The sequence below is a fragment of the Leptospira inadai serovar Lyme str. 10 genome, from assembly GCF_000243675.2.
Taxonomy (GTDB): domain Bacteria; phylum Spirochaetota; class Leptospiria; order Leptospirales; family Leptospiraceae; genus Leptospira_B; species Leptospira_B inadai.
The window spans coordinates 45,415-68,327 of record NZ_AHMM02000005.1 but is presented as its reverse complement, the minus strand read 5'-3'; the positions used below and the strand labels follow the sequence as shown (position 1 = coordinate 68,327).

The 22,913-nt window shown below is 46.1% G+C and carries 26 protein-coding genes; 8 read left to right on the top strand and 18 right to left on the bottom strand.

Annotation, left to right across the window (positions count from 1 at the left end; all coding sequences use genetic code 11):
* Position 1: 1 nt before the first annotated feature.
* Genes LEP1GSC047_RS00740 through kdsB form a run of 4 tightly spaced genes read left to right on the top strand, consistent with a single transcriptional unit; the run spans position 2 to position 2,933 of the window.
* Positions 2–784, top strand: coding sequence for a motility protein A (locus tag LEP1GSC047_RS00740; protein ID WP_010417610.1), 783 nt, complete (start codon positions 2–4; stop codon positions 782–784).
* 33 nt (positions 785–817) lie between these two features.
* Positions 818–1,645, top strand: coding sequence for a flagellar motor protein MotB (gene motB, locus LEP1GSC047_RS00735; RefSeq protein WP_020987212.1), 828 nt, complete (start codon positions 818–820; stop codon positions 1,643–1,645).
* A 23-nt stretch (positions 1,646–1,668) separates the two neighbouring features.
* Complete coding sequence (locus LEP1GSC047_RS00730; protein ID WP_010417616.1) at positions 1,669–2,193, top strand: flagellar basal body-associated FliL family protein; 525 nt, start codon at positions 1,669–1,671, stop codon at positions 2,191–2,193.
* A complete protein-coding gene (gene kdsB, locus LEP1GSC047_RS00725) occupies positions 2,193–2,933 on the top strand; it encodes a 3-deoxy-manno-octulosonate cytidylyltransferase (protein WP_010417618.1) in 741 nt (246 codons plus the stop codon). Before LEP1GSC047_RS00730 ends, kdsB begins: the two co-directional genes overlap by 1 nt.
* A 49-nt stretch (positions 2,934–2,982) precedes the next feature.
* Here kdsB and LEP1GSC047_RS00720 read toward each other — a convergent pair whose 3' ends face one another.
* The 6 genes from LEP1GSC047_RS00720 to LEP1GSC047_RS00695 form a co-directional block, all read right to left on the bottom strand.
* Positions 2,983–3,321, bottom strand: coding sequence for an STAS domain-containing protein (locus LEP1GSC047_RS00720; RefSeq protein ID WP_010417621.1), 339 nt, complete (start codon positions 3,319–3,321; stop codon positions 2,983–2,985).
* A 95-nt stretch (positions 3,322–3,416) separates the two neighbouring features.
* A complete protein-coding gene (locus tag LEP1GSC047_RS00715) occupies positions 3,417–3,626 on the bottom strand; it encodes a hypothetical protein (protein ID WP_039933751.1) in 210 nt (69 codons plus the stop codon).
* Positions 3,627–3,715: 89 nt separating this feature from the next.
* Positions 3,716–4,129 carry a c-type cytochrome gene (locus LEP1GSC047_RS00710; protein ID WP_010417626.1) on the bottom strand — a complete coding sequence of 138 codons (414 nt, stop codon included), beginning with the start codon at positions 4,127–4,129 and terminating at the stop codon, positions 3,716–3,718.
* A gap of 185 nt (positions 4,130–4,314) precedes the next feature.
* The gene (locus LEP1GSC047_RS00705) at positions 4,315–4,674 is read right to left on the bottom strand and encodes a Zn-ribbon domain-containing OB-fold protein (protein WP_010417629.1); all 360 of its coding nucleotides are present in this window, start codon (positions 4,672–4,674) and stop codon (positions 4,315–4,317) included.
* A 2-nt stretch (positions 4,675–4,676) separates the two neighbouring features.
* Positions 4,677–5,840 (bottom strand): thiolase domain-containing protein, encoded by a 1,164-nt coding sequence (locus tag LEP1GSC047_RS00700; RefSeq protein WP_010417632.1) that lies wholly within the window; start codon positions 5,838–5,840, stop codon positions 4,677–4,679.
* Between the two features lie 4 nt (positions 5,841–5,844).
* Complete coding sequence (locus tag LEP1GSC047_RS00695; RefSeq protein ID WP_010417634.1) at positions 5,845–6,612, bottom strand: glucose 1-dehydrogenase; 768 nt, start codon at positions 6,610–6,612, stop codon at positions 5,845–5,847.
* 347 nt (positions 6,613–6,959) lie between these two features.
* Here LEP1GSC047_RS00695 and LEP1GSC047_RS00690 point away from each other — a divergent pair, with 347 nt between their 5' ends.
* Complete coding sequence (locus LEP1GSC047_RS00690) at positions 6,960–7,661, top strand: alpha/beta hydrolase (protein ID WP_010417635.1); 702 nt, start codon at positions 6,960–6,962, stop codon at positions 7,659–7,661.
* Positions 7,658–8,326 carry a hypothetical protein gene (locus tag LEP1GSC047_RS00685; protein WP_010417638.1) on the top strand — a complete coding sequence of 223 codons (669 nt, stop codon included), beginning with the start codon at positions 7,658–7,660 and terminating at the stop codon, positions 8,324–8,326. Before LEP1GSC047_RS00690 ends, LEP1GSC047_RS00685 begins: the two co-directional genes overlap by 4 nt.
* 28 nt (positions 8,327–8,354) lie before the next feature.
* Here the strand turns inward: LEP1GSC047_RS00685 and LEP1GSC047_RS00680 are convergent, their stop codons facing one another.
* From LEP1GSC047_RS00680 to LEP1GSC047_RS00630, 9 genes are all read right to left on the bottom strand, one after another.
* Positions 8,355–8,720 carry a winged helix-turn-helix transcriptional regulator gene (locus LEP1GSC047_RS00680; RefSeq protein ID WP_010417640.1) on the bottom strand — a complete coding sequence of 122 codons (366 nt, stop codon included), beginning with the start codon at positions 8,718–8,720 and terminating at the stop codon, positions 8,355–8,357.
* A 126-nt stretch (positions 8,721–8,846) separates the two neighbouring features.
* Entirely contained in the window at positions 8,847–9,476 is a 630-nt protein-coding gene (locus tag LEP1GSC047_RS00675) for a CDGSH iron-sulfur domain-containing protein (protein ID WP_020988026.1), read from the bottom strand.
* A gap of 305 nt (positions 9,477–9,781) precedes the next feature.
* Positions 9,782–10,261 (bottom strand): group II truncated hemoglobin, encoded by a 480-nt coding sequence (locus tag LEP1GSC047_RS00670; protein WP_010417647.1) that lies wholly within the window; start codon positions 10,259–10,261, stop codon positions 9,782–9,784.
* A 185-nt stretch (positions 10,262–10,446) separates the two neighbouring features.
* The gene (locus tag LEP1GSC047_RS00665; protein ID WP_039933728.1) at positions 10,447–11,169 is read right to left on the bottom strand and encodes a phosphate signaling complex PhoU family protein; all 723 of its coding nucleotides are present in this window, start codon (positions 11,167–11,169) and stop codon (positions 10,447–10,449) included.
* A gap of 444 nt (positions 11,170–11,613) precedes the next feature.
* Positions 11,614–12,030, bottom strand: a complete 417-nt coding sequence (locus LEP1GSC047_RS00655) for an MAPEG family protein (RefSeq protein ID WP_010417657.1) — start codon at positions 12,028–12,030, stop codon at positions 11,614–11,616.
* Between the two features lie 107 nt (positions 12,031–12,137).
* Positions 12,138–13,370, bottom strand: a complete 1,233-nt coding sequence (locus LEP1GSC047_RS00650; RefSeq protein WP_010417660.1) for an imelysin family protein — start codon at positions 13,368–13,370, stop codon at positions 12,138–12,140.
* A 12-nt stretch (positions 13,371–13,382) separates the two neighbouring features.
* On the bottom strand, positions 13,383–14,978 hold the full coding sequence (locus tag LEP1GSC047_RS00645; RefSeq protein ID WP_010417665.1) for a di-heme oxidoreductase family protein: 1,596 nt from the start codon (positions 14,976–14,978) through the stop codon (positions 13,383–13,385).
* A 47-nt stretch (positions 14,979–15,025) separates the two neighbouring features.
* Positions 15,026–16,426 (bottom strand): imelysin family protein, encoded by a 1,401-nt coding sequence (locus LEP1GSC047_RS00640; RefSeq protein ID WP_010417669.1) that lies wholly within the window; start codon positions 16,424–16,426, stop codon positions 15,026–15,028.
* A gap of 393 nt (positions 16,427–16,819) precedes the next feature.
* Positions 16,820–17,824: a hypothetical protein gene (locus tag LEP1GSC047_RS00630; protein ID WP_010417676.1), complete on the bottom strand. Its 1,005-nt coding sequence runs from the start codon at positions 17,822–17,824 to the stop codon at positions 16,820–16,822.
* 142 nt (positions 17,825–17,966) lie between these two features.
* On the opposite strand from LEP1GSC047_RS00630, the gene LEP1GSC047_RS00625 reads away from it, so the two are divergent.
* A complete protein-coding gene (locus tag LEP1GSC047_RS00625; protein ID WP_010417680.1) occupies positions 17,967–18,620 on the top strand; it encodes a hypothetical protein in 654 nt (217 codons plus the stop codon).
* Between the two features lie 52 nt (positions 18,621–18,672).
* Here LEP1GSC047_RS00625 and LEP1GSC047_RS00620 read toward each other — a convergent pair whose 3' ends face one another.
* Positions 18,673–19,905: a TCR/Tet family MFS transporter gene (locus LEP1GSC047_RS00620; protein ID WP_010417683.1), complete on the bottom strand. Its 1,233-nt coding sequence runs from the start codon at positions 19,903–19,905 to the stop codon at positions 18,673–18,675.
* A 115-nt stretch (positions 19,906–20,020) separates the two neighbouring features.
* Positions 20,021–22,054 carry a PP2C family protein-serine/threonine phosphatase gene (locus tag LEP1GSC047_RS00615; protein ID WP_039933726.1) on the bottom strand — a complete coding sequence of 678 codons (2,034 nt, stop codon included), beginning with the start codon at positions 22,052–22,054 and terminating at the stop codon, positions 20,021–20,023.
* A 100-nt stretch (positions 22,055–22,154) separates the two neighbouring features.
* Here LEP1GSC047_RS00615 and LEP1GSC047_RS00610 point away from each other — a divergent pair, with 100 nt between their 5' ends.
* Positions 22,155–22,340, top strand: a complete 186-nt coding sequence (locus LEP1GSC047_RS00610; RefSeq protein WP_010417690.1) for a KTSC domain-containing protein — start codon at positions 22,155–22,157, stop codon at positions 22,338–22,340.
* 4 nt (positions 22,341–22,344) lie between these two features.
* Here LEP1GSC047_RS00610 and LEP1GSC047_RS00605 read toward each other — a convergent pair whose 3' ends face one another.
* On the bottom strand, positions 22,345–22,893 hold the full coding sequence (locus LEP1GSC047_RS00605) for a DinB family protein (RefSeq protein WP_010417693.1): 549 nt from the start codon (positions 22,891–22,893) through the stop codon (positions 22,345–22,347).
* Positions 22,894–22,913 lie beyond the last annotated feature (20 nt).

The window sequence follows — 22,913 nt, the reverse complement described above, 5'->3', positions numbered from 1 at the left end:
CATGGATATAGCATCACTCATCGGTTTGGGTTCCGCTTTAGTCGTTGTGGCCTTCGGTATTCTTTCCGCAGGGTTGAACCCGATCGATATCGTGGATATTCCCTCGGTTTTGATTACGTTCGGGGGCGCAACCGCCTGTACGATCATGGCGGTTCCCTGGCAGTCGACTCTGGACGTCGGTAAAATTACTCGTAAGGCGTTTCGCGAGGAAAAGAGCGACCTGGTGGAACTGATTAAGACTCTTGTCTCCTTTTCCGAGAAGGCCAGACGGGAAGGGCTTCTCGCTTTGGAGGACGACGTTAACGAATTACCGGAGGAGTTCCTGCGCAAAGGAATTACCCTAGTCGTGGACGGAACGGATCCGGAGTTGGTTCGAAATATTATGGAAACCGAAATGGGAAACATCGCCACCCGCCATGCGCAGGGAAAAGCTTGGTGGGAAAACTGGGGCGCCCTTGCTCCCGCATTCGGGATGATCGGAACCTTGATCGGGCTAGTACAGATGCTTAAAAACCTCGGCTCGGGGGATCCGAGCGCGATCGGAACCGGGATGGCTGCGGCTTTGATCACCACTCTTTACGGATCGATGGGCGCGAATATGTTCGCCATTCCCATTATGAAAAAATTAATCCGTAAATCGGAAGATGAATTACTAATAAAGCAAATTATGATAGAGAAAACTCTTTCCATTCAATCCGGGGACAACCCTAGGATCGTTAAAGATAAGCTTGCCAGCTTCCTGCCTCCGTCCGAACGCGGCGTCCTGAAGGAAGAAGGGGATTAATCCGGGAACGAATCCCGTACGGTTGGAAGACTTATGGCGCAGCAAAAATGTCCAGAATGCATTCAGAACATCCCCGAGTACATGCTTACGTACGGGGACATGGTGACTCTTCTCCTATGTTTCTTTATCATGCTTTATAAGACCGGTAAGACGAACGCGATCGAGATGCAGATCATTTTATCCGCATTTAAAACGACTACCGGATTCTTTGACGGAGGACAAACCCTATCCAAAGGTAAGCTGGAAGAGATGGGGATGAACATCGAAAGTCTCCCGTCGATGACGACGGGCAAGGCTCTGTCCAAGTCCAAGAAGACCGCGACCGAACTATTCAAACCGGAGATCGAAGCGGGCAAGGTCCGCGTGACGGAAGACGAACGCGGGCTCGTCATAAGCTTGGTGGGAGCCGATTATTTCGGACCCGGTTCGGCGATTCTGAACGATCCTATTAAATCTACGCTTAAGAAAGCGAGCGGATTAATAAAAGACCTGGAGCGCTTCGTAAGGGTGGAAGGGCATTGCGATGCGGATGCGGTCGTGCCGGGAGCTAATCCGAATCGGGAAGAACGTGCCTATCTTAATAATTGGGATCTGGCGGGCGCAAGAGCCATTAATTCCACCGATTATTTAGTGGGTGTCGGTAGACTGGATCCGAGCTGGTTTCAGGCGGTAAGTTTCGGATCCTATCGACCTTTGGCCGTGGAATATGAAGGTACGCCCGAGGCAAAGGCATTCAATCGAAGGATTGACATCGTAATCTTAACCGATAAGTCCACGAAGAGAGGACCGCATGAATCCAATTACGGTCTTCCAAAGAGCCGAGTGCCAGGCTCTGAAACTTCCACAGAAAGTGGATTCTAAAAGAGAAAAAGGAGAGGTAACCCATGGGTGATCCCGAAATAGACGAAGAAGAAGGCGGCGCCCCTGCCGCAGACGGCGGAGCCGGTTCTTCTCCACTTATAAAATGGCTCATCTATATCGCGGGAGCCGTATTTGGAATTATCATCGTCGTACTTGTATCCATGTTTGTCGCCAAGCAGGCGGCTACGAGTACGTTTCGGGAAATGAAGAACGTTTCCTTGGTGAAACCTCCTCCTCCTTTAATTACGTTTGCATTCCAAGAAGAGTTCAGGATTAATACGGCCGATAAGGGTGAAACTCACTTCGTCAAAATGAAACTCTCTTTCGGTGTTTCGAAAGACGACACGAAGATAACGAACGAATTGGCGGAACGGATCGCTCAAATGCGGGATTTGGTGAACTTGATCGTCGGTCGTAAAACCAAGGACGATCTGATCGACGTGGAAGATCAATTGGATCTTCGCGAGGAAATCAAAGCTCAAATTAACCACATACTCTCGGAAGGAAAGATTCAGGAAGTTTACTTTACGGAATTTATCGTGAACTAATGGCGAATCCCAAAGTACTCGGAGTCATTCCGGCAAGGTTCGGAAGTTCAAGGTTTCCGGGAAAGCCCCTCGTCAATATAGGGGATTTTCCCATGATTCTTTGGACATATAAGAATTCTCTAAAGTCTTCTTTAGTGGACGAGCTGGTCGTAGCCACCGACGACGAGCGAATTCTGATGATCGTTTTGGACAATGGGGGGAACGCCGTAATGACCTCTCCCGATCATCCTTCCGGAACGGATAGAATTCGCGAGGTCGCTTTGCGATTTCCGCACTTCGGCGTTGTGGTAAATATACAAGGGGACGAACCGGGTATAGAGGCCGACCTGATCGACGGCGTGGCTCGCCTTAAAATAGACCGAAACGATTGGGCGATGACTACGGCGGCGGCGCCGATAGGTCCTGCCGAAATCACCGATCCGAATCGGGTAAAAGTCGTGATGGATTCGAAGGGGAAGGCGTTGTATTTTTCCCGCTCCCCGATTCCGAGCCAGTTTAAGAAAAACGTTCCGGCATTTCGACATCTAGGGATCTACGCGTACGATCGTGATTTTCTGTTACGGTACCCCGATCTTCCCCCGAGTCCGTTGGAGGAATCCGAATCCTTGGAACAACTGAGGGCGCTGGAAGCTGGTTATTCGATCGGAGTACATATAGCGGAACGCGCCGCATTGAGCGTGGATACTCCGAATGATTTAAAACTAGTGATCCAGGATTTTCAAGCCAAAGGCTGGATTTAGTGCGGCCATCCGCAAATTCCCCTTCGACTCTAAGGCCGAAACCGATCGTTTAACCTAAAGCTTCTTGAAGAGTATTATGGATCAGTACGAAGTCGGTCAATCCGACTATATCCATCACTTTACGAAAATGATCGTTTAAACCCGCAAACTCGATCTTTGCCGAAGACTCGGCGGCCTTTGTAATCAAACTGATCAACGTCGCTAGTCCCGCAGAATTGATATAGGATGTGCCGTGAAAATTCAGAATGACTCGGGCTCTACGCAATTCCGGAATAGAATGATATTTGTTGATGATGTCTTCGTCGGCTTCGGAAGTGATCTCACCTGAGATATGTAAGACCGGTACAGACGGCTCCAAGTCCACGGTTATTTTGAATTCGTCAGACATATGCCTTATTTATCACAAAGACCCTCTCTTGAAACCCAGTCAACCCCGTTTCATGGGGTTTTTGAAAGGTAGAACTGCCATTTTGCCGACCAAGATCAGGTATAATGTTCAAGCTCCTGCGGGGAAAGTGTATCGAAGATTTCCCCGCACTTAGTGCACTGGAAGCTGACTTCTTTCGGTTTGGAGGAAATACCGAACAGAATCAAGAACCAGGCGGATTTAGAATAGGTTTTCAATTCTTTCACTAGGGGAGAATTTCGAGTAGTTCCGCAGCTTCGACAATGAGGCGCCTGAGATCCGTTCACATTTCCAGAATTAAGGGAGGGCGGAAAAGTTCCAGAAGAAAAGCCCGTATAGTCGAGAAAAGGGTGGGAGAAACCCACCCTTTTAGGGCTTAGTTTTGTGAGAGGTAAATTACGTATTTTGCGACTAATTTAAGTTTTTCATCGCCTAGATACTTAAAGGCCACCATCGTGCCGCCAGGAATTCCGTTATTTAACGTTTTTAGAATACCGGTTTCGGTCGGTCCGTTCTTCCATTCTTTAGCCGGAGCCTTGTAATTGCGCGGTTTAGGATTTAGGTTTGCCGCCGCGAGTCCATCTCCTGCACCTTTTTCACCGTGGCAGGAGGCACAGTTCGCCGCAAAAATTTCTTTTCCCTGTTCCAATTCAGGAGTGAGGGCGGGAGCGGAGGGAACAGAAGGCGCAACCGGTTCCTTTTTAGATTCGTTTTTATCACCACAATTCAAAACCAGAGCCAAGGCGAGTACTGTCGCGGAGGCGGAAATTACTAGAGCCCTATTTTTCATGGACTTCTCCTTTTTCATGATTCCATTTTTCTTCGTTAGGATTGGAAAGCAAAGGAATTTTTTTGTCACAGAAACGTCCGAGCAACTTGACGTATATCAATGATAAAGTAATTTTCCAAGATGGAATAAATCGATAGTAAAGAAATTCGCAACCGGTTTCCGTATCGAAATCCGGCTGCGTTCGCTTATTCGGTCGGTTTGAAGATGGATCCGGTTTTAGGTTCCGTCCTATCGAACGTGACAGGCATATCGATCCTAACGGATTCAGTGACGGGCTTTCCTTCCGATCGGCCTTCCAAGATACCCATCGTTTTTGGGCCTTCCTCTAAATCGATGACAGCAAGGACATAGGGCGCTCTCGATGCTAGATGACCGAAACCCACATGAACGACCGTGTAAGTATAGATTTTTCCCTTCCCGCTAAAGACTTTTTCCTGCAGGGAATCGCTCCCGCAACGAGTGCATGCGACCGCCGGTTCGGTCATTTCAAATCCGCAAGAAGCGCATTTCTTTCCCTTGAGTACGTTTATTTCTAGGGTCTCCATTTCTATTCGCCTCTCTGCAGAATATGTACGATACTAACGGCGCCCGGACCGCCCAAAACATGAGTCAGTGCTATTCGGGCATTTGCGACCTGCCGTTTTTCGGCCTGGTTTCTTAACTGAAACGTCATTTCTACGACTTGTCCAACGCCGGTTGCGCCGACAGGATGACCCTTTGCTTTTAGGCCACCGGACGTATTGACGGGCAGTTTTCCGCCAAGACGAGTATGGCCATCCATAGTAAACGGACCGCCTTTTCCTTTTTCTACAAAACCTAAATCCTCGATATTGATGATCTCGGTGATCGTAAAGCAGTCATGACATTCCAATACGTCGATATCTTTCCTTTCTAAGCCCGACATCTTAAACGCTTCGGCTGCGGCTTGAAGCGAGGCGGGAAAACTGACCGAGTCTTTCTTTAAAGCCACATTAAAGTAATCTCCGCCGATTCCGGACCCTTTTACCAAAACGTAATCTTTTCTGATCGATTTCGCTTTTTCCTTTGTCGTAATGATTACCGCGGCGGAAGCATCCGTTACTAGAGAAACATCATGAAATCCGAATGGAGTCGTAACCATTCTCGCCTTCATAATATTATTAAACGAAATCTCTTTTTGTTTATGAGCGAAAGGGTTTAAACTTCCGTGATAATAGTTTTTTTCGGCAACCTTAGAGAGCATCTCCTTGGTCGTGCCGAATTCGTGCATGTGTCGGGTTGCATTGAGCGCGAAACCCGATGGGCCCGAAATACAGTACCCGCCTTCGACGTCTTGGTCCTGGCCGCGGGCAACGATCTCCATCGTAGTTTCCGGGTCCAGGCCGTTCATCTTCTCCACTCCCAAAACTAGAACCGTATCGTAGAGTCCGGATGCGACTGCGAGAAATCCTTGTCTCATCGCGATTCCTCCGGAGGCGCAGGCTCCTTCGGTTCGTATCGCCGGTCTATCACCTAATCCTAGTAAGTTGGCTGCGTAAGAACCCATCGTATTTTGAGCGTTGAATTCGTTACCTGCGTAATTTCCTACATAGACGGCTTGGATTTCTTTTCGATCGATTCCGGAGTCCCGAATGGCTCCATTCCCGGCTTCGGTCACCAAGTCCCTAAGCGTTCTGTCCTTGTGATTTCCATGGAGCGTTTCATAAGCTCCTATGATTGCGACGTCTCTCATAGGATTATAAGCCTATCCCGGCGCCGCCGTCCACGCGGAGATACGTTCCGGTGATATAGGAAGCTTTATCCGACAGGAAGAATTCTACAGCGTTCGCGATTTCTTGCTGTGTTCCAGGTCTCTTCAACGGAATGAAAGAAGGATCCGTTAGTTTCTTTTGAACCTCTTCCGAAAGAGAGGATGTCATGTCCGTTTGAACGTAGCCCGGACATACCGCATTTACCAATACTCCGCGACCGGAGAATTCTCTTGCTGCCACTTTTGTTAACGCAATAACGGCGGCCTTGGAAGAGGAATAGTTTGCCTGGCCGGGTTGTCCGGTTAAACCCGAAAGCGAAGAGATATTTACGATTCGCGCGGAAGGCGCTTTCAAAAGTAATTTTGAAGCCGACTTGGTCATAAGGAAAACGCCTTTTGCATTTACGTCCATAACGAAATCGAATTCTTGCTCCGTCATACGGATGAACAGATTGTCTTTTAAAACTCCGGCATTGTTTACCAAGAAATCCAGTTTGCCGAATTTGTCTTTCACTGCGGCGATGACTGCATCACAGTCTTCCGGCTTAGTCACGTTTGCGGCCACTCCGAGGGCTTTCACTCCGAACTCTTTAGCGATTTCTGCGGCAGCCTGTTCTATATGTTCCTTATTTAAATCGGCGACGACGATATCTCCGCCTTCCTTTGCGATCGTATTTGCGATCGCTCTCCCTAATCCTCTTGGAGAAGCGGCTCCGGTGACTAATGCAACTTTGCCTTCGAATTGTTTTGCCATGATTGAATTCCTCTTACTAGTTTCGAATTAGATCCGTCCCCGGAAAGGGGTGAAACCGTTTTCTTTCTTAATAGAACGATTGTTCTGGCTAAACTTCATTTTATACGCTCTTCTCGACAAGGAAAATTCCGGTACTAGTTTTCTGATAAAACGCCGTTAGGTTGGTTTGAACATTTGTTCGCATTCGATGATCTCGATCGGCATCGATTCTTTCGATTCGGTGTTCCAAGCGGATCAATCGAAAAAATCCCGGATCAATATAGGTTCATCACGATTCCATGAGCGCCATATATTGTTGGATTTAAAACCTATTGCCATGACAGGGTGTATCGCCCAGAAAGGAAAAGATGTCTCTTAATATTCCGTTAGAACAGATCGGTCCTTTGAAGGCCGCTCGGATCAAAGGCGACCAGAATGCACCGTACGTGATTTTCTTTCATGGGTATGGCGCGAATGCCTACGATCTTCTCCCGCTTTACTCTTATATGGATGTTCCCAAAGGAACGAATTTTATTTTTCCGGACGGTATCCTGGAAATTCCCTTAATGCCCGGGTATAATGGACGAGCTTGGTTTCCGATCGATATGGAAGCGTTGCAGAAGGCGATGATGACCGGCGGATATCGGGACTTTTCCGATCGCTATCCGAAAGGGTTGGCGGAAGCGAGAGAAAAGGCCGTGCAAATGATCGAAGCCTTAAATGTTCCGATGGATCGAATCGTATTAGGCGGATTTAGCCAAGGTTCCATGCTCGCAACCGATATCACTCTAAGAGCCGAAGTAAAACCGAAGGGAATAGTTATACTTTCAGGCACTCTAATCGACGAATCTGAATGGTCCTTATTTGCCAAAAAGACTCCAGGCTACTCTTTCTTTCAAAGCCATGGACGGATGGATCCAGTCTTGGGTTATCCTGCGGCAAAGAAATTGGAAACTTTATTAAAAGAAGCGGGCTGGAAGGGTGAATTGTTGGCGTTTCCTGGTGGACACGAAATACCGGAGGTAGTACTCCTCGGTATGAACCGTTATTTAAAAGATCTCTTCCAATGACTTATCTTATCGAAAAGTATATCGCGCTCAAAAACAAGTATCGGAATTACGATACTAAGGAAGCCCTGAAGCGGATGCAGACTTTTCGGATCGCGCTGAAGGAACTGGAAGACAAAGGATTTCGGACGGGCGTGGAAATCCTCGGTTCGATCAATTTCGGTATCGTGGAACCTTCTTCGGATATCGATTGTATTCTTCTTCATTACTGTGATCTACATAAAGATGAATGTCCGGAATATTGCCCCAACTTTCTTTACGAAGCCGAAGAGATTAAGACGAGTCTTCGCAAACGTTTAAAAGACGAGAATTTAAAAGTGGAATTCTTGGATTGCATCAATTTAAGAATGGTTGAAAGGGCTCTCGAATCGGGACATTTAAAGGAGCACGAAGTTTTACGAAGACTTCTATTTTATAGAACGATAGGCCGTCCCGTCAATCGGCCGCTATTTATCCCGTATTGCGAAAAATTGGAGGAAAACGAGGAATACATTAAGGAAATTTTAGAATGGGGTTCGGAGGCCTTGCAATCGTACCTAGGCACATCCAGGCATCGTTTTTCGTTTAACAAGTACAACGAAAGAATCGAGAGTTCCGGACTTCAGTTACCTCTCGGATTGAAGGAAGAACTCGCCAGTTACTTGGAACAGGGAGAGAAAATACCCTAGTTCAGTGTATCTTGAAACAGATAGTCTCTTACTTGTAAAGATGCTGGTCCTGAATATAATCGATTCCGTTTTTCTTTAAGTAACCGATTCCCCATTCGCTTAAAAATTCGAATAACGGCGCCAACGACCTGCCGAACTCGGTCAGGGAATATTCCACCCGTAACGGTCTTTCGGATATGATTTCTCTGTTTAGAAGTTTGTTTCCTTCCAACTCCTTCAATTGCTGAACTAAAATTTTTTCCGAAATTCCGGGCAGATTCGTCTTTATGTCCTTATAACTTTTATTTTTGAAGTGATAAAGATGAGATAGTATCAGTATCTTCCATTTTCCCGCAAAAAAACTGAGCGCAACGTCGACAGGGCAGGTAAAGGTTTTCTTATTCAACTCAATCATGGTTGGGACCGTTCCCGTAAAATGAAGAAATACGAATCTCTCTAGATCGATATCGCGATTTAGAGTTAAATGAAATCCTTATAAAGACCGCGACTCCTGCGACTTCGTGGATTTCCGAAAAATGAATCATTCCGAAGAGAACTTAATTTTTTTATGCGTTCCGTCGCAGTAAGGCTTATTGGAAGAGCCGCCGCATCTGCACAGGTATGTTTTATCGATACGATTGATCATGTGGCCTGTGCCGGTACAAATTTCTAAATTTCCTTGGACCTTTAGCGGACCGTTTTTAGCGGGAGTGATCAGCAATTTACCGTTCCTGGCAGTAAGTGTTTTCGGTTCCAGGACAGGGGTAGGCTCGCCCGTTGCAACGAATTGAATACTAGTATGACTGCTATCGCAGAACGGTTTATTCTTAGATTCTCCGCATCGACAAAGAGTGGCCCTAAACTCCAATCCGTGTCCGATAATATCCATGTCGGCGTTAAATGCCAGTGGCCCGTTTTCACGAACGCGAACTACATTTACGATAGGTGCGGATTCGGATAGGCTGGAATTCGACTCGAACTTAATTGCTCCGGAAGGACAATTGATGGCCAATTGCTTGATTTCCTCCTCCGTTGCTCGATCAGGATAAATCCAATCTCCGTCGACGTTCGGAACGAATACGTCGGGTCGACTCAGTACGCAATTACGAGAGTGGATGCATTTTTTCCCTTCGAAAAAGATGGTGCCATTTTTTCCTTTTATCATGTCCATAGAAGCCGCCTCTCGCTTTCGAATTATTCCTGATAAATTCGTTTTTTATAAAATAATATAGTATTTATTTAGAATATACTTTTAAATGAATGCCATTTTCGCTCCTGAAGATCGGTTCATAACAGGATATTATTTATCGGTTCTAACTTCGCCGGTAGTTCAGTTTCGCCTAAAAATTCGCGTAAGTCAATTTCAATATTTCTACAGATTGCCGTCATCGGGACATCGTTGATGGCGTTTTCGACAACATTTTCTATGCGTACTGGAACATGATTGACGGTTTTATGGAACGAGACGTACACATTTTACTCGGGTAAGTAGGGGCCGCCCGGCTCCCCCCATCCCCATTTCGGCATCGGTTCGTTCGGATTCATTTGCAGCTCGTCCGTGTTCGAGTTATTTACCGCGATTCTTGTTCCCCATTCAATATAGGCGACGAAAGCGGATCGAAATTCGGGATCACTAGGAAGACCAATCTCGTCGGCGGTCTCGAGGAGCAATCGAATCCATTGCTTTCTTTGATCTTCCGTCAAGCGTTTTGAAAGATGCTTTTGAATCATCGAGTAATGACTTCCATCTTCCGAACTATAAATCTTGGGACCTCCAAAGACTTCGGCGATGAAATGTGCCACTCTTTGTTGATGGTCCGGCGACATATGCTTAAAGACGGGTTCTAATAAATCATCCTGTAAGACTTTTTGATAGAAAAGCTTCGTTAGATTTTCAAAGGCTTGCATTCCGCCTGCCCATTCGTATAAGGAAGGAGTCTTATTTTTTTCATTCATGATAGTAGTTTAAATAAATATTAAGTTTCATAAAACGGACTTACCGAAAAGTTAGCCCGTTTTTATGAAACGCTCGATTTATTGGAACATCGAGTCCCGGTTTCGTCATTCGTCATTCGTCAACCGGAATAAGTCGTTTTCTAAACGGGAAAAAAACGGAATTTTATGAAGAAGGGAAGTCTCGTTTACGAAGGTGTTTTTACTTTTTCGGTGACTTGGACCGGATCGGATAAATGTCGTATATCCATTCCCGTATTAAGACGCACAAGTTCTTCGGCGATGTTTACCGCGTAGTCGCCGGCTCGTTCGATTCCTAAGATCATCCGATACAAATCGGCGAATTGGTTTTTATCCAGTCTAGGATCCATAACGAATTTTAGGAAGGCACCGTTGCACAGATTGTTCAATTCCTCTTCAACGGTATGAACCGAACCGTAGAACCGGTTTTTTTCTTCCACGAGCGATTCTACCGCCATTCCGACTAAGGTTACGACTCGGGAGAGCATTTTATCCAGGATTTCTTCTTGTCGGAAAAAACCCTTAGGCAACAGTCCTCGCCTATAACACGTAGCGCAGTTCACGATCTGATCGCCCATTCTTTCCAAGTTACGGTTGATTCTGATCGCGGAGAGCGCGAATCGAAGCGGATCTTTTTTGAGAATGACTTCGCCGTCCACCTGATCCATTCCCAGTAAATTACGATTGGCAACCGCCTCTAAAATCGCATTTTGCGAAAGGTTATCATTCTGTTTTTCTAAACTATCGATCAGATCGTCCCGTTCGATTACTTGCTTTGCTAAATCCGGATTTTCCTGTTCGATCGCATCATCTAAAATTAAGATTTGTTCCAGACATAATTCGGCCATTGCGTACAGGTTACGTCTGAGATAATCGAATTTAGAAGCCATCTGATAAATAAACCAATAGGAATGTAGTCTGGATTCGAATCACGGTCAAGATGATTTTTTCTTTAGAAGGACTTTGCCACGTTTCTCTCGAATTTCCGAGGCGGGAATCTCCCCTTCCGATAAAGATTCCGCGAAATCGTTTCAGAATGACGATCCCGACAAAATTTCGCATGGAATACGTGATATATTAGAATTCCTGAATTTTTCCTCGATTTCCAAAGAACGGAACGTCCGAAGTGTACGGGCGTGGAAAGGAAAAAGGATCGTAAAGAGAAATCATGAGTTTGGATTTTGATCGGGACTGATTAGTTGGAGTGGCTAAATGACGGATATAGGTTCTACGACTTCATACTCGATTCGCATGAGCTCAACGAGGACAACTTCGGTCAGAGGACACGAATCGCATGCCCTCTGCATAAGAAAAACCTAATACTGTAAGCGGTGTTACGGTAGGCTCTGTATGAGAAGGTAAAGCATCGAGGCAAAGGAGGCGTATTGAAAAAGAAATCCCGTAAATCGGATATTTACCGGCCATTCACCGCCTCCGCTCAGGTGGGCGGAGGTTTGGAGGATTCTTGATGCAAATGCGATCCATGCGAATAAATCAAACATAGCCGGATTAGGATCCAGTAACGCCCCGGCAAAAACTAAAACCGCGAAAATAGGCAAGTTCTCTAAACAGTTTACGTGGGCCCTATGCAATCTCCAATAGAAGTCGCTGCCGTGCTGGATCCATGCCGGAAATTCGTTCGATTTTTTCTTTCCGGTAAGCACCTGCGTTACTCGAAATAAAATAACTCCGAAACCTAGGAGTAAGGTCCAACTCGTAAACGATAAGAGAGCGTGTAGGGAACTATACATAGTCCGTTAATAGAAAGAGAAGTCGCTTCTCTGGCAAGAATAATTTAACGGGACCATCACGACTAAAATCATTTCGAGCCTTCTTTCTACAACGAATCGTCCGATCCCTAATCTCCGTCGGCGTTAGAGGGCATAGCAGGTACTCCTAATACCGAAAGTAAATCGGTCCCGGTAAGCGTTCTCAGAGTTTTGAATTTTATCCAAAGCGGGGAGACTTGCGCGTTAATCGTGGAAGATCCGGCGCTTATATCCGCATACAGATCGGAGGCCCCGGCGATTTTCGTTTGCAGAGTCGTTTTTAAATCCGCGATCGCGCTCTTGATGTTTGCGTCCACCGAAGAATTTTGGGCTTGAACCATTAAGGAAAGCGATTTTGCCTGAGAATCTCCCGCATTTCCGATATAGGCAAATTCGATTCCGTAAACGTTGTCCAACAGATCTTGGTACGCGTTTCTGGAAAAAATCGCTTCCGTTAGGTTGGAATGAGCCGTGCCTGCGGAACTAAGACTTAAACCGGCGGGAGTTCCCGTTTTTTGATCGCGGGTTACCTCGGCCAAACTTGCAATTTTCGTAACATACGTGTCGAAGGCCTCTTTCGAGGATTTAAAATATCCGTTACCGCCGACGTAGTTCCCTATAAAATTCCCACCGGTCGATTTCCACTGAGTGTTTAAGTTTCTCGCATCGTCATAGATAACCTGCGCGAGGGCTTGAATATAGTCCAATCTTCGCTGATAACCCGCATTAGAACTATTTGCGGCAATGATATTGGCGGAACTGGAAATATTCGCATCGTTTCCGTCGGAACTGAAGATCAGCATTTCCAACGCTTCGAAACCTCTTCGAACGGTGCTATAGGTTAATACGCTGCTTTCATTGATCGTAGGAAAGCTTGTAGTATTCGTAAGCACTGCGGAGATATTATTCCATTTGGGCCTTTGTAATTTTTCATATCCGTCCAAATTCGTGAAATAGTATCCAGGAGGATTTTCGGCAGGTCCGAAATAAAAAACTTCGGATTTTTTTAATGAACTTCTGGCGTTTTTCCAAGCTTGTTGTAGGTTTGCAAGCTTGGTCGTGTTGGTCGGGTCCGAACAATAGTTTTGAGCCGAAGTGTTCAGACTTAAACTCTTATTCTCCAGATCCTGCAACGTAGGCAGGATCACATTGTTTCCCGAATAATTCAGAAATTCCGCATAGGAAGGTTGCGCTGCGAGTAAGAACGCAATTGTGGACATGTCCGTTCCTTTATTAGGTTGGCAGGAAAGCGAAAAGAATATAAAGAAATCCGCAAGCAATACGGTTGCGAAGGTGGAATTGAAGTTAAGATAATATTTCATTGTTACCCTGCCTTACAGTGAATTTAAGAATTTAAGTATATCGTTTCTATCGGATGCGGACAGTAGTTGAAAATTCGATCTTGCCGTGGTCGCCTCTCCTCCGTGCCACAGAATGGCTTCTTCCGGTCCGTTGGCTCTTCCGTCATGGAGTAGCCTTTGGTGTCCATTAACGTTCTGGATTAAACCCAATCCCCAAAGAGGCGGGGTCTTCCATTCGCTCCCGGTGGCGTCAAAATCGGCTCTTCCATCAGCTAAGCCGGATCCCATATCGTGCAAAAGTAAGTCCGTATAAGGCTTTATGTACTGAGATGAATTTTCCGGAAAATCCGGTACGACACCCGTTACGACCAAAGGCTTGTGACACGCGGCACAACCGATCGAGATGAACAACTGTTTTCCATGCACGACTTGCGGATCGTTCACGGATCGCCTGCCGGGAGCCCCTACGAGTTGTCCGTAAAAATTTATGGGATCTACGATGCTAGAAGTGATTTCCGGATCACCCGAGCCGTTCCTGGCATCCAGACAAATCGTTTGGATTGCCGGACAATTATCAGTGGGGTTTAAGGGACTCGTTATGCCTATATCACCCAGAAACGCATCCTGATTCTGCTGAGATAGGTTAGGTTCGTTAGCTTTCCAACCGAACCGACCGAGCGCTTTTTTTCCCGCGGCAGTATCCCAAACATAATTAGGTCTTCCTGAAATTCCATCTCCGTCCGCATCGTTCGGATCCGCCCAGGATAAAATCGTACTTTCTGGTATTGCCTCTAATAATCCTAGACCGGCAATCATCGGAGCCACTCTGGGTGAATAATGGAAGCCGCCAGCCGCGACGGTCGGATCTCCGAAGTTCCATCCGGAAAAAGAATACGTCGGTTGCGAAAGCGTAACGGAAGTTCCGTCGGAATATGTAGTGCCGGAGCAAGTCGAGCAAACAGGCGCTGCAACCGAGTTGTACGTTACGGATGCGTGCCCTTCTTCCGGAGTTGCAGCAACGCTATGCGAGCTGGGATGAAGGTTCGTAAAGCCTGCAATACCTTGTTGATTCAATTGAAGTCCGTAGTTGTCGGTCGGGATCGGTCCCCCCGTCGTTGCGTTGGCGCCGTCTTTGGATAATCGCACCAGCATGCTCACCGCTATATCTAAGGAACCTCCGTACACCGGGGGAGACGCGCCGTTATTTGGGGGAGCTCCCCGGCCGTCCTTCTTGTGGCAGGCTTGGCAGGAACTAGTATTAAACGTGGGTCCTTTACCGGAAAGTGCGCTATTTCCCTCCTGAGACCAGTTCGTATTAAAAAACGCATGCCCCGTGTTGAATTGAGTCGAACCGTCTATACGTAGATTAAAGGCCGGTAGGCTAAACGCGTTGACCGTATTATCGAATACGGTCGTCCAACCTCCGGAATAGGCTTCGCCCGGGTCCTGATTTAGGCTCATCAAAATGAGGGCCAGTTCCCCAAGATTGCTTTTCGATTCGTGTTTGCAGGAATAGAAAGGCGTAACAAAAAATAGAGTAACGATTCCAAATCCGGAAAAAAGCCGAATCAGCTTAGCTGAAAATTTTCCGGATTTGGCCGAAGAGAGTGATTTAAGATTACAGTTCATTTTTTTTTAAGTCTCAAGCTATGTCTTGATTTCGGATCCGTTGCATATTACTTATTAGTAAAGTCGGTGATCGTAATGCCTAGAGCCGTTGCTGCCGACACGAAATCCCGTTTCAGTCGGTCCCCGATCAGAACCTGAGCATTTTGAAGAGTCGGATAATCCGGACTTTGGGATCCCGGGAAACCGTTGAACCCGTTCATAATGATCTGGTCATAACGCCCTGATATCGATCCGGACGGACAGGAAGATGTATAATTCGGATCCGCAATGCTCTCGGCGTTATTGAGGCAAAAAGTATCCCTTGCCTGAGCGATTTCCGACTGTATATTTCCTTGGCCTAGCATTCCCAATAAGGCCGAGAGTCCCGGACCGGTGCTCGATGGATTACCTTTTACTAATGTATAACTTCCCGTCCAAAGATTCAAAACGCTTTGAGCGTCGTAGTAAAAGTCCGACTTCGTATTGTCGCTAAAGCAAGAGTGTTCGTCTTCCTGGTCATGGGCATAAATTCCCTTTAAACGATCTCCTCCCCATTCCCCGGCGATAAACTTTCCTAACCCTCTAAATACCTGAGTGAGAGACGCATTCGGATCCGCAAGGAAAGTTTGTCTATAAGGACCCGGTGAGCCTGCGGTTCCCCAGGAATCCCTGACTAACTTTAAATGACCGACTAATGCGTCGGTGACGGTTTTAAGATAATTTCCTCGGTTGCTTCCCGTTCCACCGTTGGTTCCGCCTTGTCCATTGCTATTACAGGTGCCTGGCGAACCCGTAAAACAAGTATAATCGGCAAGACCGGCCACTTGGTTGTACATTTGCGGGCTTCCGGAATTATCCTGTCCCCAAAGAAGGTATTCGATAGCGTGCCATCCGGTAAGAACGATGGTCGTAGAGTCCGTATTTCCGCCCGATGCGATGGAAATATCTCCGTTCCTGTTCAGAATCGACGCAAAGCTAGTAGTGTTGTTGCCGCCCTGTATGTAGTTGTCGATTGCAATTTCGTCTAACGGCCAAGAGTTGATTAAGCTCTCGCAAGCATAGGTCGTATCGCCCACGTAATTCGTTCCGGCTCCGCAACCTTGCCAGTTGATGCTTGAGATGCTGGCCACATCAATCGGCCCTCCCGCAAATCGAAACGCTTCGGTTACCAAGTAGCTAGATCTAGCCTTGATCCAAGCGTTTTTGGCGGCGGTTAGATTTGCCGCGCTGGGCGTAGTTACGAGTGCGTTTACCGCGGTTTGTAAAGCGACTAGGTCCTGGTAATTTTTATTGTAAGATTCGTACGCCAAATCGGCATAGCGGCTCACTACCTGTGCCCTCGAGGCCGAGGGTTGATTTCCTAGAATGGCCATTAAGGCCATGGAAGAATCATCCTTCTTTCCGTTTGTACAGGATAGAAGGATTCCGATAAAGAGAACCGGGATTACATAGTTAATTGTTCGATACATAGATTTCGCTCCTAAAATAATTTCGAATCTCTCCGGAAAAATCCCCGAGAGGCGTTTGCCTAACGGGGCCAGAGATGAACTGTGGGATGACTCCCTCCGGCACCAACTGGAACCAGATTGATACTGTAGATGAGAATCAGTCTCATAAAAGTCAAGAAAATTTTATCTCCAGCTCTAACAGAAATTCCTCCAAGTTTCAGACACTCCCCTTTTTCCGCTCGGGCCATTTCACCGAGAATCCTTCGAAAACGGAATGGGAATTACTGTCTCTTATTTTGAAACTGAGGATGATTCTCAAAAATATTTTAGCGCCTAAATTGTCAATGCGAATTCCTCGATTGCCGGCTGGAAAAGTGCCCTTTCGGGCTTAGAAGGATTAGAATTTTAGAGGGATCAAATTTCCGGTTGCAGCCCATGCGAAGGATCATCGGTCAAAATCTCAAATGCCGCCGATCGGGCAGAGATAAGTCGTAAAGGCGATGTTTCCCCGCTCCTAGTGACTAAAAGTTCGGCCCTCGCGAGCTTTGTATTCAAACAGTACTTCCAGCCGCCGGGAGGATTATTGTATCGTAAGCATGCGAAGTCGGATCGATTCGCATGAATTCTTCCTTCGATTCGAATTTTTGGGGAGGAAACGGAAAATTTCCAATCGAAGTAGGAATAAGAAGCTCTAAAAAGCGATCGCATCGGCTCATTTAGGGTATATTCAAGATTTCTAAATCGAAGAACGATAGGAGTGATTCCCGGAGTCCAAATAGGACCGAATTTCAGTTTTGCGGTCGCCAATTCTAAAAATGAGTCGGGTTCCCCATCGAATCCGCATACCTGTCCCCAAGCGTATCGATCCGTATGCCGGCTTCCCCAATTATGATTATGAGAACCTTTCCAATTCTCTATCGGGAGTTCCTTGCCGCCGAATTTTAAGACTCCGTTAAATATGGCTAAAGGTCGGCCTACCAAGACTTTCGCTTTCGGAAAGTTCGAGTCGTAGTATTTTTCCGGGAATAAAAATGCCGGAGAACTTCCTCCACTCAACGTTAAATCCCATTCTATTTTTTGAGACCGATCCTTCGAATCGGCTTGTCCGATCGTTTTTTCCTTCGTAAGATAGGAAGCTCCGATTCTCACAATGAACGGATCCGCGTTAAATTCGCATTCTTGAATGGGAAATTCGGATTTGAAGCTTATGTGCGAATTCGCTTCCCCGTCGAAATAAATCGCCCAAAGTTCTCCTAGTGCGGATGCCGGATGCGACCGAGGAGAGAATATGGTGTATCGAATCCAAATCGCCAAAGGACGATGCGGATGATTGGCTCGTACAAACCAACTTTCATAATGTCCGCTTCTAGAATTTCTATTAAAACGAGGTTGGTCGAAGTTTGTTCGAATCCGATTCATGCGATTGAGGTTCCGTGAAATTGTGTAAGGCGCAAGCAGAATACCGATCGGCTCGTTGATGCCGACTATCGATTCGGAATTCTTGAAGCGTATCCGAATTTCCGACTCGACGGGGGCGAAGAATTAGGTAGGGTAGTTTATTATGGAAATCGCTCGTTATTCCCCCGAAGCTTGGCAGAACGCAGTAGCCGGTTATGCAGGAGAAATTCGTCGTATCGGTCATGAAAAATCTCCGTTTTGGCTGGTAGTCAGAACGTTTGCATCGGCGGCTTGCGAGGCGGATGATCCCGAATCTTTTTATGACGATTTGGACGCCGGATTCACGAGAGAATTGACGGAAGAAGACGAGTATCGTTTTGACGAAGCTCTTTCGAACGTTCTGGATCAATCTACGGAAATCCTGGTCGCGATTTCGGAAGCATATAACGAAGAAGACGAAGAACGCGCCGAAGCCGTCACCGACGAGGCGATTTCCGGAATCCTAGGCGGTCTTAAGGACGCCGGGATCCAAACAATGGCGGATTCCGATCTCATCGGAGTGGCGATTCGTATTTTGAATACTCGACTCTCTTTATATGAAATTCCCGTGGACGATAGCTTCAGTGTGGATAGTTTGAAGGCGATTTCCGAAGAGGAGGAAAGAAACATATTGGAACCTTTCGTTTCCTTTCTCTTGGAAGATTATAAATCGATCGAGGATCAGGAGGAACGATTCGCGCTTCTGATGCAGATTCTTTTTGATACCCTCTGGGCCCTCTTTTATCTAGGGCTGGAAGAGGACGCGGAAGATCAGTGATTTCCGAATAGACGGCAATCCACTTTAAGCGATATTTTCCTGGATAAACGAATTAGTTTGTCGTAATTCTCTTTTTTTCCGCCCGGAAGCAGGCAACGCAAATAATTCCGCTCAGGACCGCCAAGCAGGAACTCATAATAAACGGAGCTCCGGGAAAGTAAAGGATCGAACCGGATTTCGTAAAATAGGAAAATAGGTTCGTCATGATCACCGGACCAACGATGGACGTAAGACTCATTATACTTCCCATCATTCCCTGCAATTCGCCTTGTGCGTTAGCCGGTATATGATTGGAGACGTAACCTTGAATTGCGGGTGTCGCGAGAAAGCTTAACGCAAAAGGGACCAGGAGCGCATACATCATCCATCCTTGGGTCGATAGGGCAAAGAGAATGCTCACGAAAATCCGGACGAAGATTCCCAGATACGCTGCGTTCTTTTGACCCAATTTAGGAATAATAATCCGCAGTAAGAATCCCTGCACGAATGCGATCGTGATTCCTACGACTCCGAGGGAGTATCCTACCAACTCCTCGTTCCATTGAAATTTCTCCATCGTAAAATACGTCCAGGTAGATTCTGAGGAATGGTTTGCGATGAATAGGAGAGCGATGGACAGTAATAATCCGGAGAGCGCTCCCGGTAGTTTATTGATTTGAACCAACGATCCGATCGGATTGGCCCGTTTCCATTCGAACTCCCTTCTGTTTTCCTTCGACAAAGACTCGGGAAGTACGAAATATCCGTAAATCCAATTCAAAAGAGATAATGCGGCCGCGACTAAGAACGGAGCTCTCGGGCCGAATTTGCTGAAGATTCCTCCGATGACCGGTCCGATAATAAATCCGATTCCGAAGGCCGCTCCGATTAGGCCGAAATTTTGGGAACGTTTTTCGGGAGTGCTGATGTCCGCAATATAAGCCGTCGCGGTACTGAAACTAGCGCCTGTGAGTCCCGCTACGATTCGTCCGATGAACAACCACCAAATGTCCGGCGCAAACGCCAAAAATACATAATCGATTCCTAATCCTAGGAGAGAAGCGAGTAATACAGGTCGTCTTCCGAAACGATCGCTTAAGCCCCCTAAAATCGGTGCAAAAATGAATTGAGTAAATGCATACGCGAATGTCAGCCAACCTCCGTGGAGAGAGGCCTGGCTCAGATCCCCGCCGATCAATTGTTCGATGAGTTTCGGAACGACGGGGATTATAATGCCGAATCCGGTAAAGTCGATCAATAGAGTGATGAGAATAAAGCGGAGGGCGCCCGTTTTGGCGACTGTCATGGATGGATCCTTAAACTAGATTTGAAATCATTTCGAGATGCTAAATGGGAATTCCGACATAAGGAGAATTTTGCATTCGTTTTTCGTAAAGCCATTTATTCTATTTTCGAACATTCTACACTCTTTCGACGGCGATAAGGCTGATATCGTCCTGCGGAAGCGTTTGCCCCAACCAAGCCTCGATATCTTGAAGAACGATATCGGGAATCGTTTCTATCGGTTCTTTGGAGAGTTCCGCTAATCGACGTTGCAATCGACGCTCTCCCCATGCTTCTCTCCGGGAATTAAATTGCTCGAAAACTCCGTCGGAAAACAGAAATAACCTGTCTCCCGGGCGAAACGATCTCTCGGCATTTTCATAACCTTTATTGTTTCGAAGTCCGATGATTGCGCCGGTACGGCGTAAAGGGGATAATCCGGAGGACAGTAGGAGGATCTGGTCGGGATGACCGGCGGATGCGTATACGATACGATCTTCCTTCGCATAAATATCCACGATAAATGAAGAAAAAATCGTTCCTAGGGAGGAGAATTTTCTTTGGAATTTATCATCCAAAAGATATAGGCAAAAGGCCGGGTCTTTTGCTCCGTATTTGATTCCCTCGTATTCCGCCTTGATTGCCATCGTGACTAACGCGGCTTGGACCCCGTGGCCCGTTGCGTCGGCTAAAAAGACACGGAAGATTCCCGGAGAAATTTCGAATAAATCGTAAAAATCGCCGCCTACTTCGTCCTTGGGCAGATATTTTACCGAATACCGTATTTCACGGAAGGCTTCCGAATTTTCCGGAAAGATTTTTTTCTGTATGCTCTGCGCGACCAGCAAATCCCTGCGAATATGATCCAATGAGCGATTTAACTCGGAGGTTTTTTCTAGGACCAACGCTTCCAGATTATCCTTTAGTATATTTAACGCGTTATTGGAGATCTGAAGGTTTTCGGTCAATTCTTCCGACTTCCTGAAGGCCCTTGCTATTCTTCTGGATAAAACTAAGGATTGGCAAAGGGTAAACAGCAGTAAGCCGTAGGGAGATAAATTCATTCCTCGGATATTCAATCGGTCCCAAATCAAATCCATAGCGACGGTTATTCCGAACGCTATAAACCCGCCTAAGAAAAGAATCGCATCCTCTTGCTTGCGGTATGCGGCGATTCCCGTGGCCGCGATCGTGTATACGATACAAAAAGCGATGAACATCTGAAAAGGGTCGATTATCTTCGTAAAGAAAGAAAGAGGGAATAATAATGAAATATTATAAATTCCTGATAAAATGATGCTGCCTATTACGATCGATCGATGCGTGTTTAACGGGAACAACGAATGTAAGAACAGAAGAAATATCGGAACGGCGCTATAAAATGAAAAAAATTCCAACCTGAAAAGGGAGTCCCAGGCGAATTCGGGTAGAATATCCAGGAGCAGCCTGTTTCCTACAAGGATGATTCGAAGCGATAAAAGAAAGCAAAAGATCGCGAAATACAGAATGGATAATTCTTTTCGTCGAAACAGGAATAATCCTATATGATATAGGCCGATTAAAAGCAAACCTCCGAAAAGAAACGCTTCTCTCGACTGAACGAACGTTCTTTCGAGCTCCATGGCCGAGGCGGTTCCGATTTTCGGTACCTGCCAAAAGCCTCCGAAATTATTTACCCAATTCGAGCCTTGCAAAAGAATTTCGACGGAGGATGAATTCGGACGAATCGAAATGTAGACCGGTTTCAGGCGAGGGATTTCCTGCTTGGAATCAGCGCTCGGTATACCGGATGAATGCGTTAATTTTCCGTCGATATAGAGGCGGTACGCGGAGGCAAAATCGGGTAGAAACAATTGATAATCTTTTCCGAAAGAATCCGGAGAGAAGTGCAGAATCAATCTGAGCGTTACGATTCCTTCCCGCGGAAGGATTTTATTCCCAAGGGTTTTACCCTGCCATGATTCCGGAATCGAAAGAGTTCCCCAAGACGTAAAATCCGCCGTTTGCTTCGGATCGATGAAACTTCCGTAAACAAACTGCCAATTTCCCTCTAAAGATACGACTTCGCGCTCGCCGCCTGATATTTCAAAGATCCCGCTTTGCAAAGGAGAGGCATGCGTATTGCCTTGAAATAAAAGAAAGATGGAAAAAATAATGAAAAAAACATTCACCAGACTACGCAAAGTAAAGAGTTTTCCTAAGGATGTCTAACTCTTTTTAGGTGAAAAACTTTACGAATTAAAATCGGAAAATCCCGCGGGGGATCGGACATTGGAAAGGCATTTCGTTACTTCACCCTTACTTAGAGCCATCGCTTACGATAAGGACTCGCGAATTCTGGAAATCGAGTTTCACACGGATGAGATCCTGATTTATTCGGAAATTTCTTTCGATCTGTATGTCGCTTTCATGTCTTCTCCGTCCAAAGCGGAGTTCTGGCAACTGTACATAAAATAGAGAATCAGGATTTGATTCGAGTGAAATATATGAAATCTGTGATTCCGGGGTCGATTCCGTTTTGAAACAAGAGAGTCGTGACCTGCCCTCGATGATGAGTTTGATGATTAAAGAGATGGATTAGAACTTCGGAAATCGGAGTGGAAAACGAATCGCCTTTCAAACTTTTATAGCCTAGATTTTGCCGGATGATTTCCTCCGAAAGGCCTTCCTTTACCCAACGAATCAATTTCTCGTCTAAACTCTTTCTTTCCGATTTGAGCTTCGAAAAATCCGAATGGATTTCGTGACGATGATTTGAACTTTGAGAATGTTCTTCGAACGCGATATTCCGATCCAAAATTGCGGACCCATAACCGCTATCGACGAATCTACCCAACCAATTTTTATCGGCCCAAAGAATATGATTTAAGGTGCCGTGAATGGAGCCGAAGAAAGCTCCCATATCCTTTTTTCGAATCTCATCGCTTAATTTTTCCGCCGATTCGTAAATCGTACCGTTCATCCATAAATTATATTCAGAAAGAGTAATGAGATTTTTGTGAAACGACATAAACGATTTTCCTATCGAAG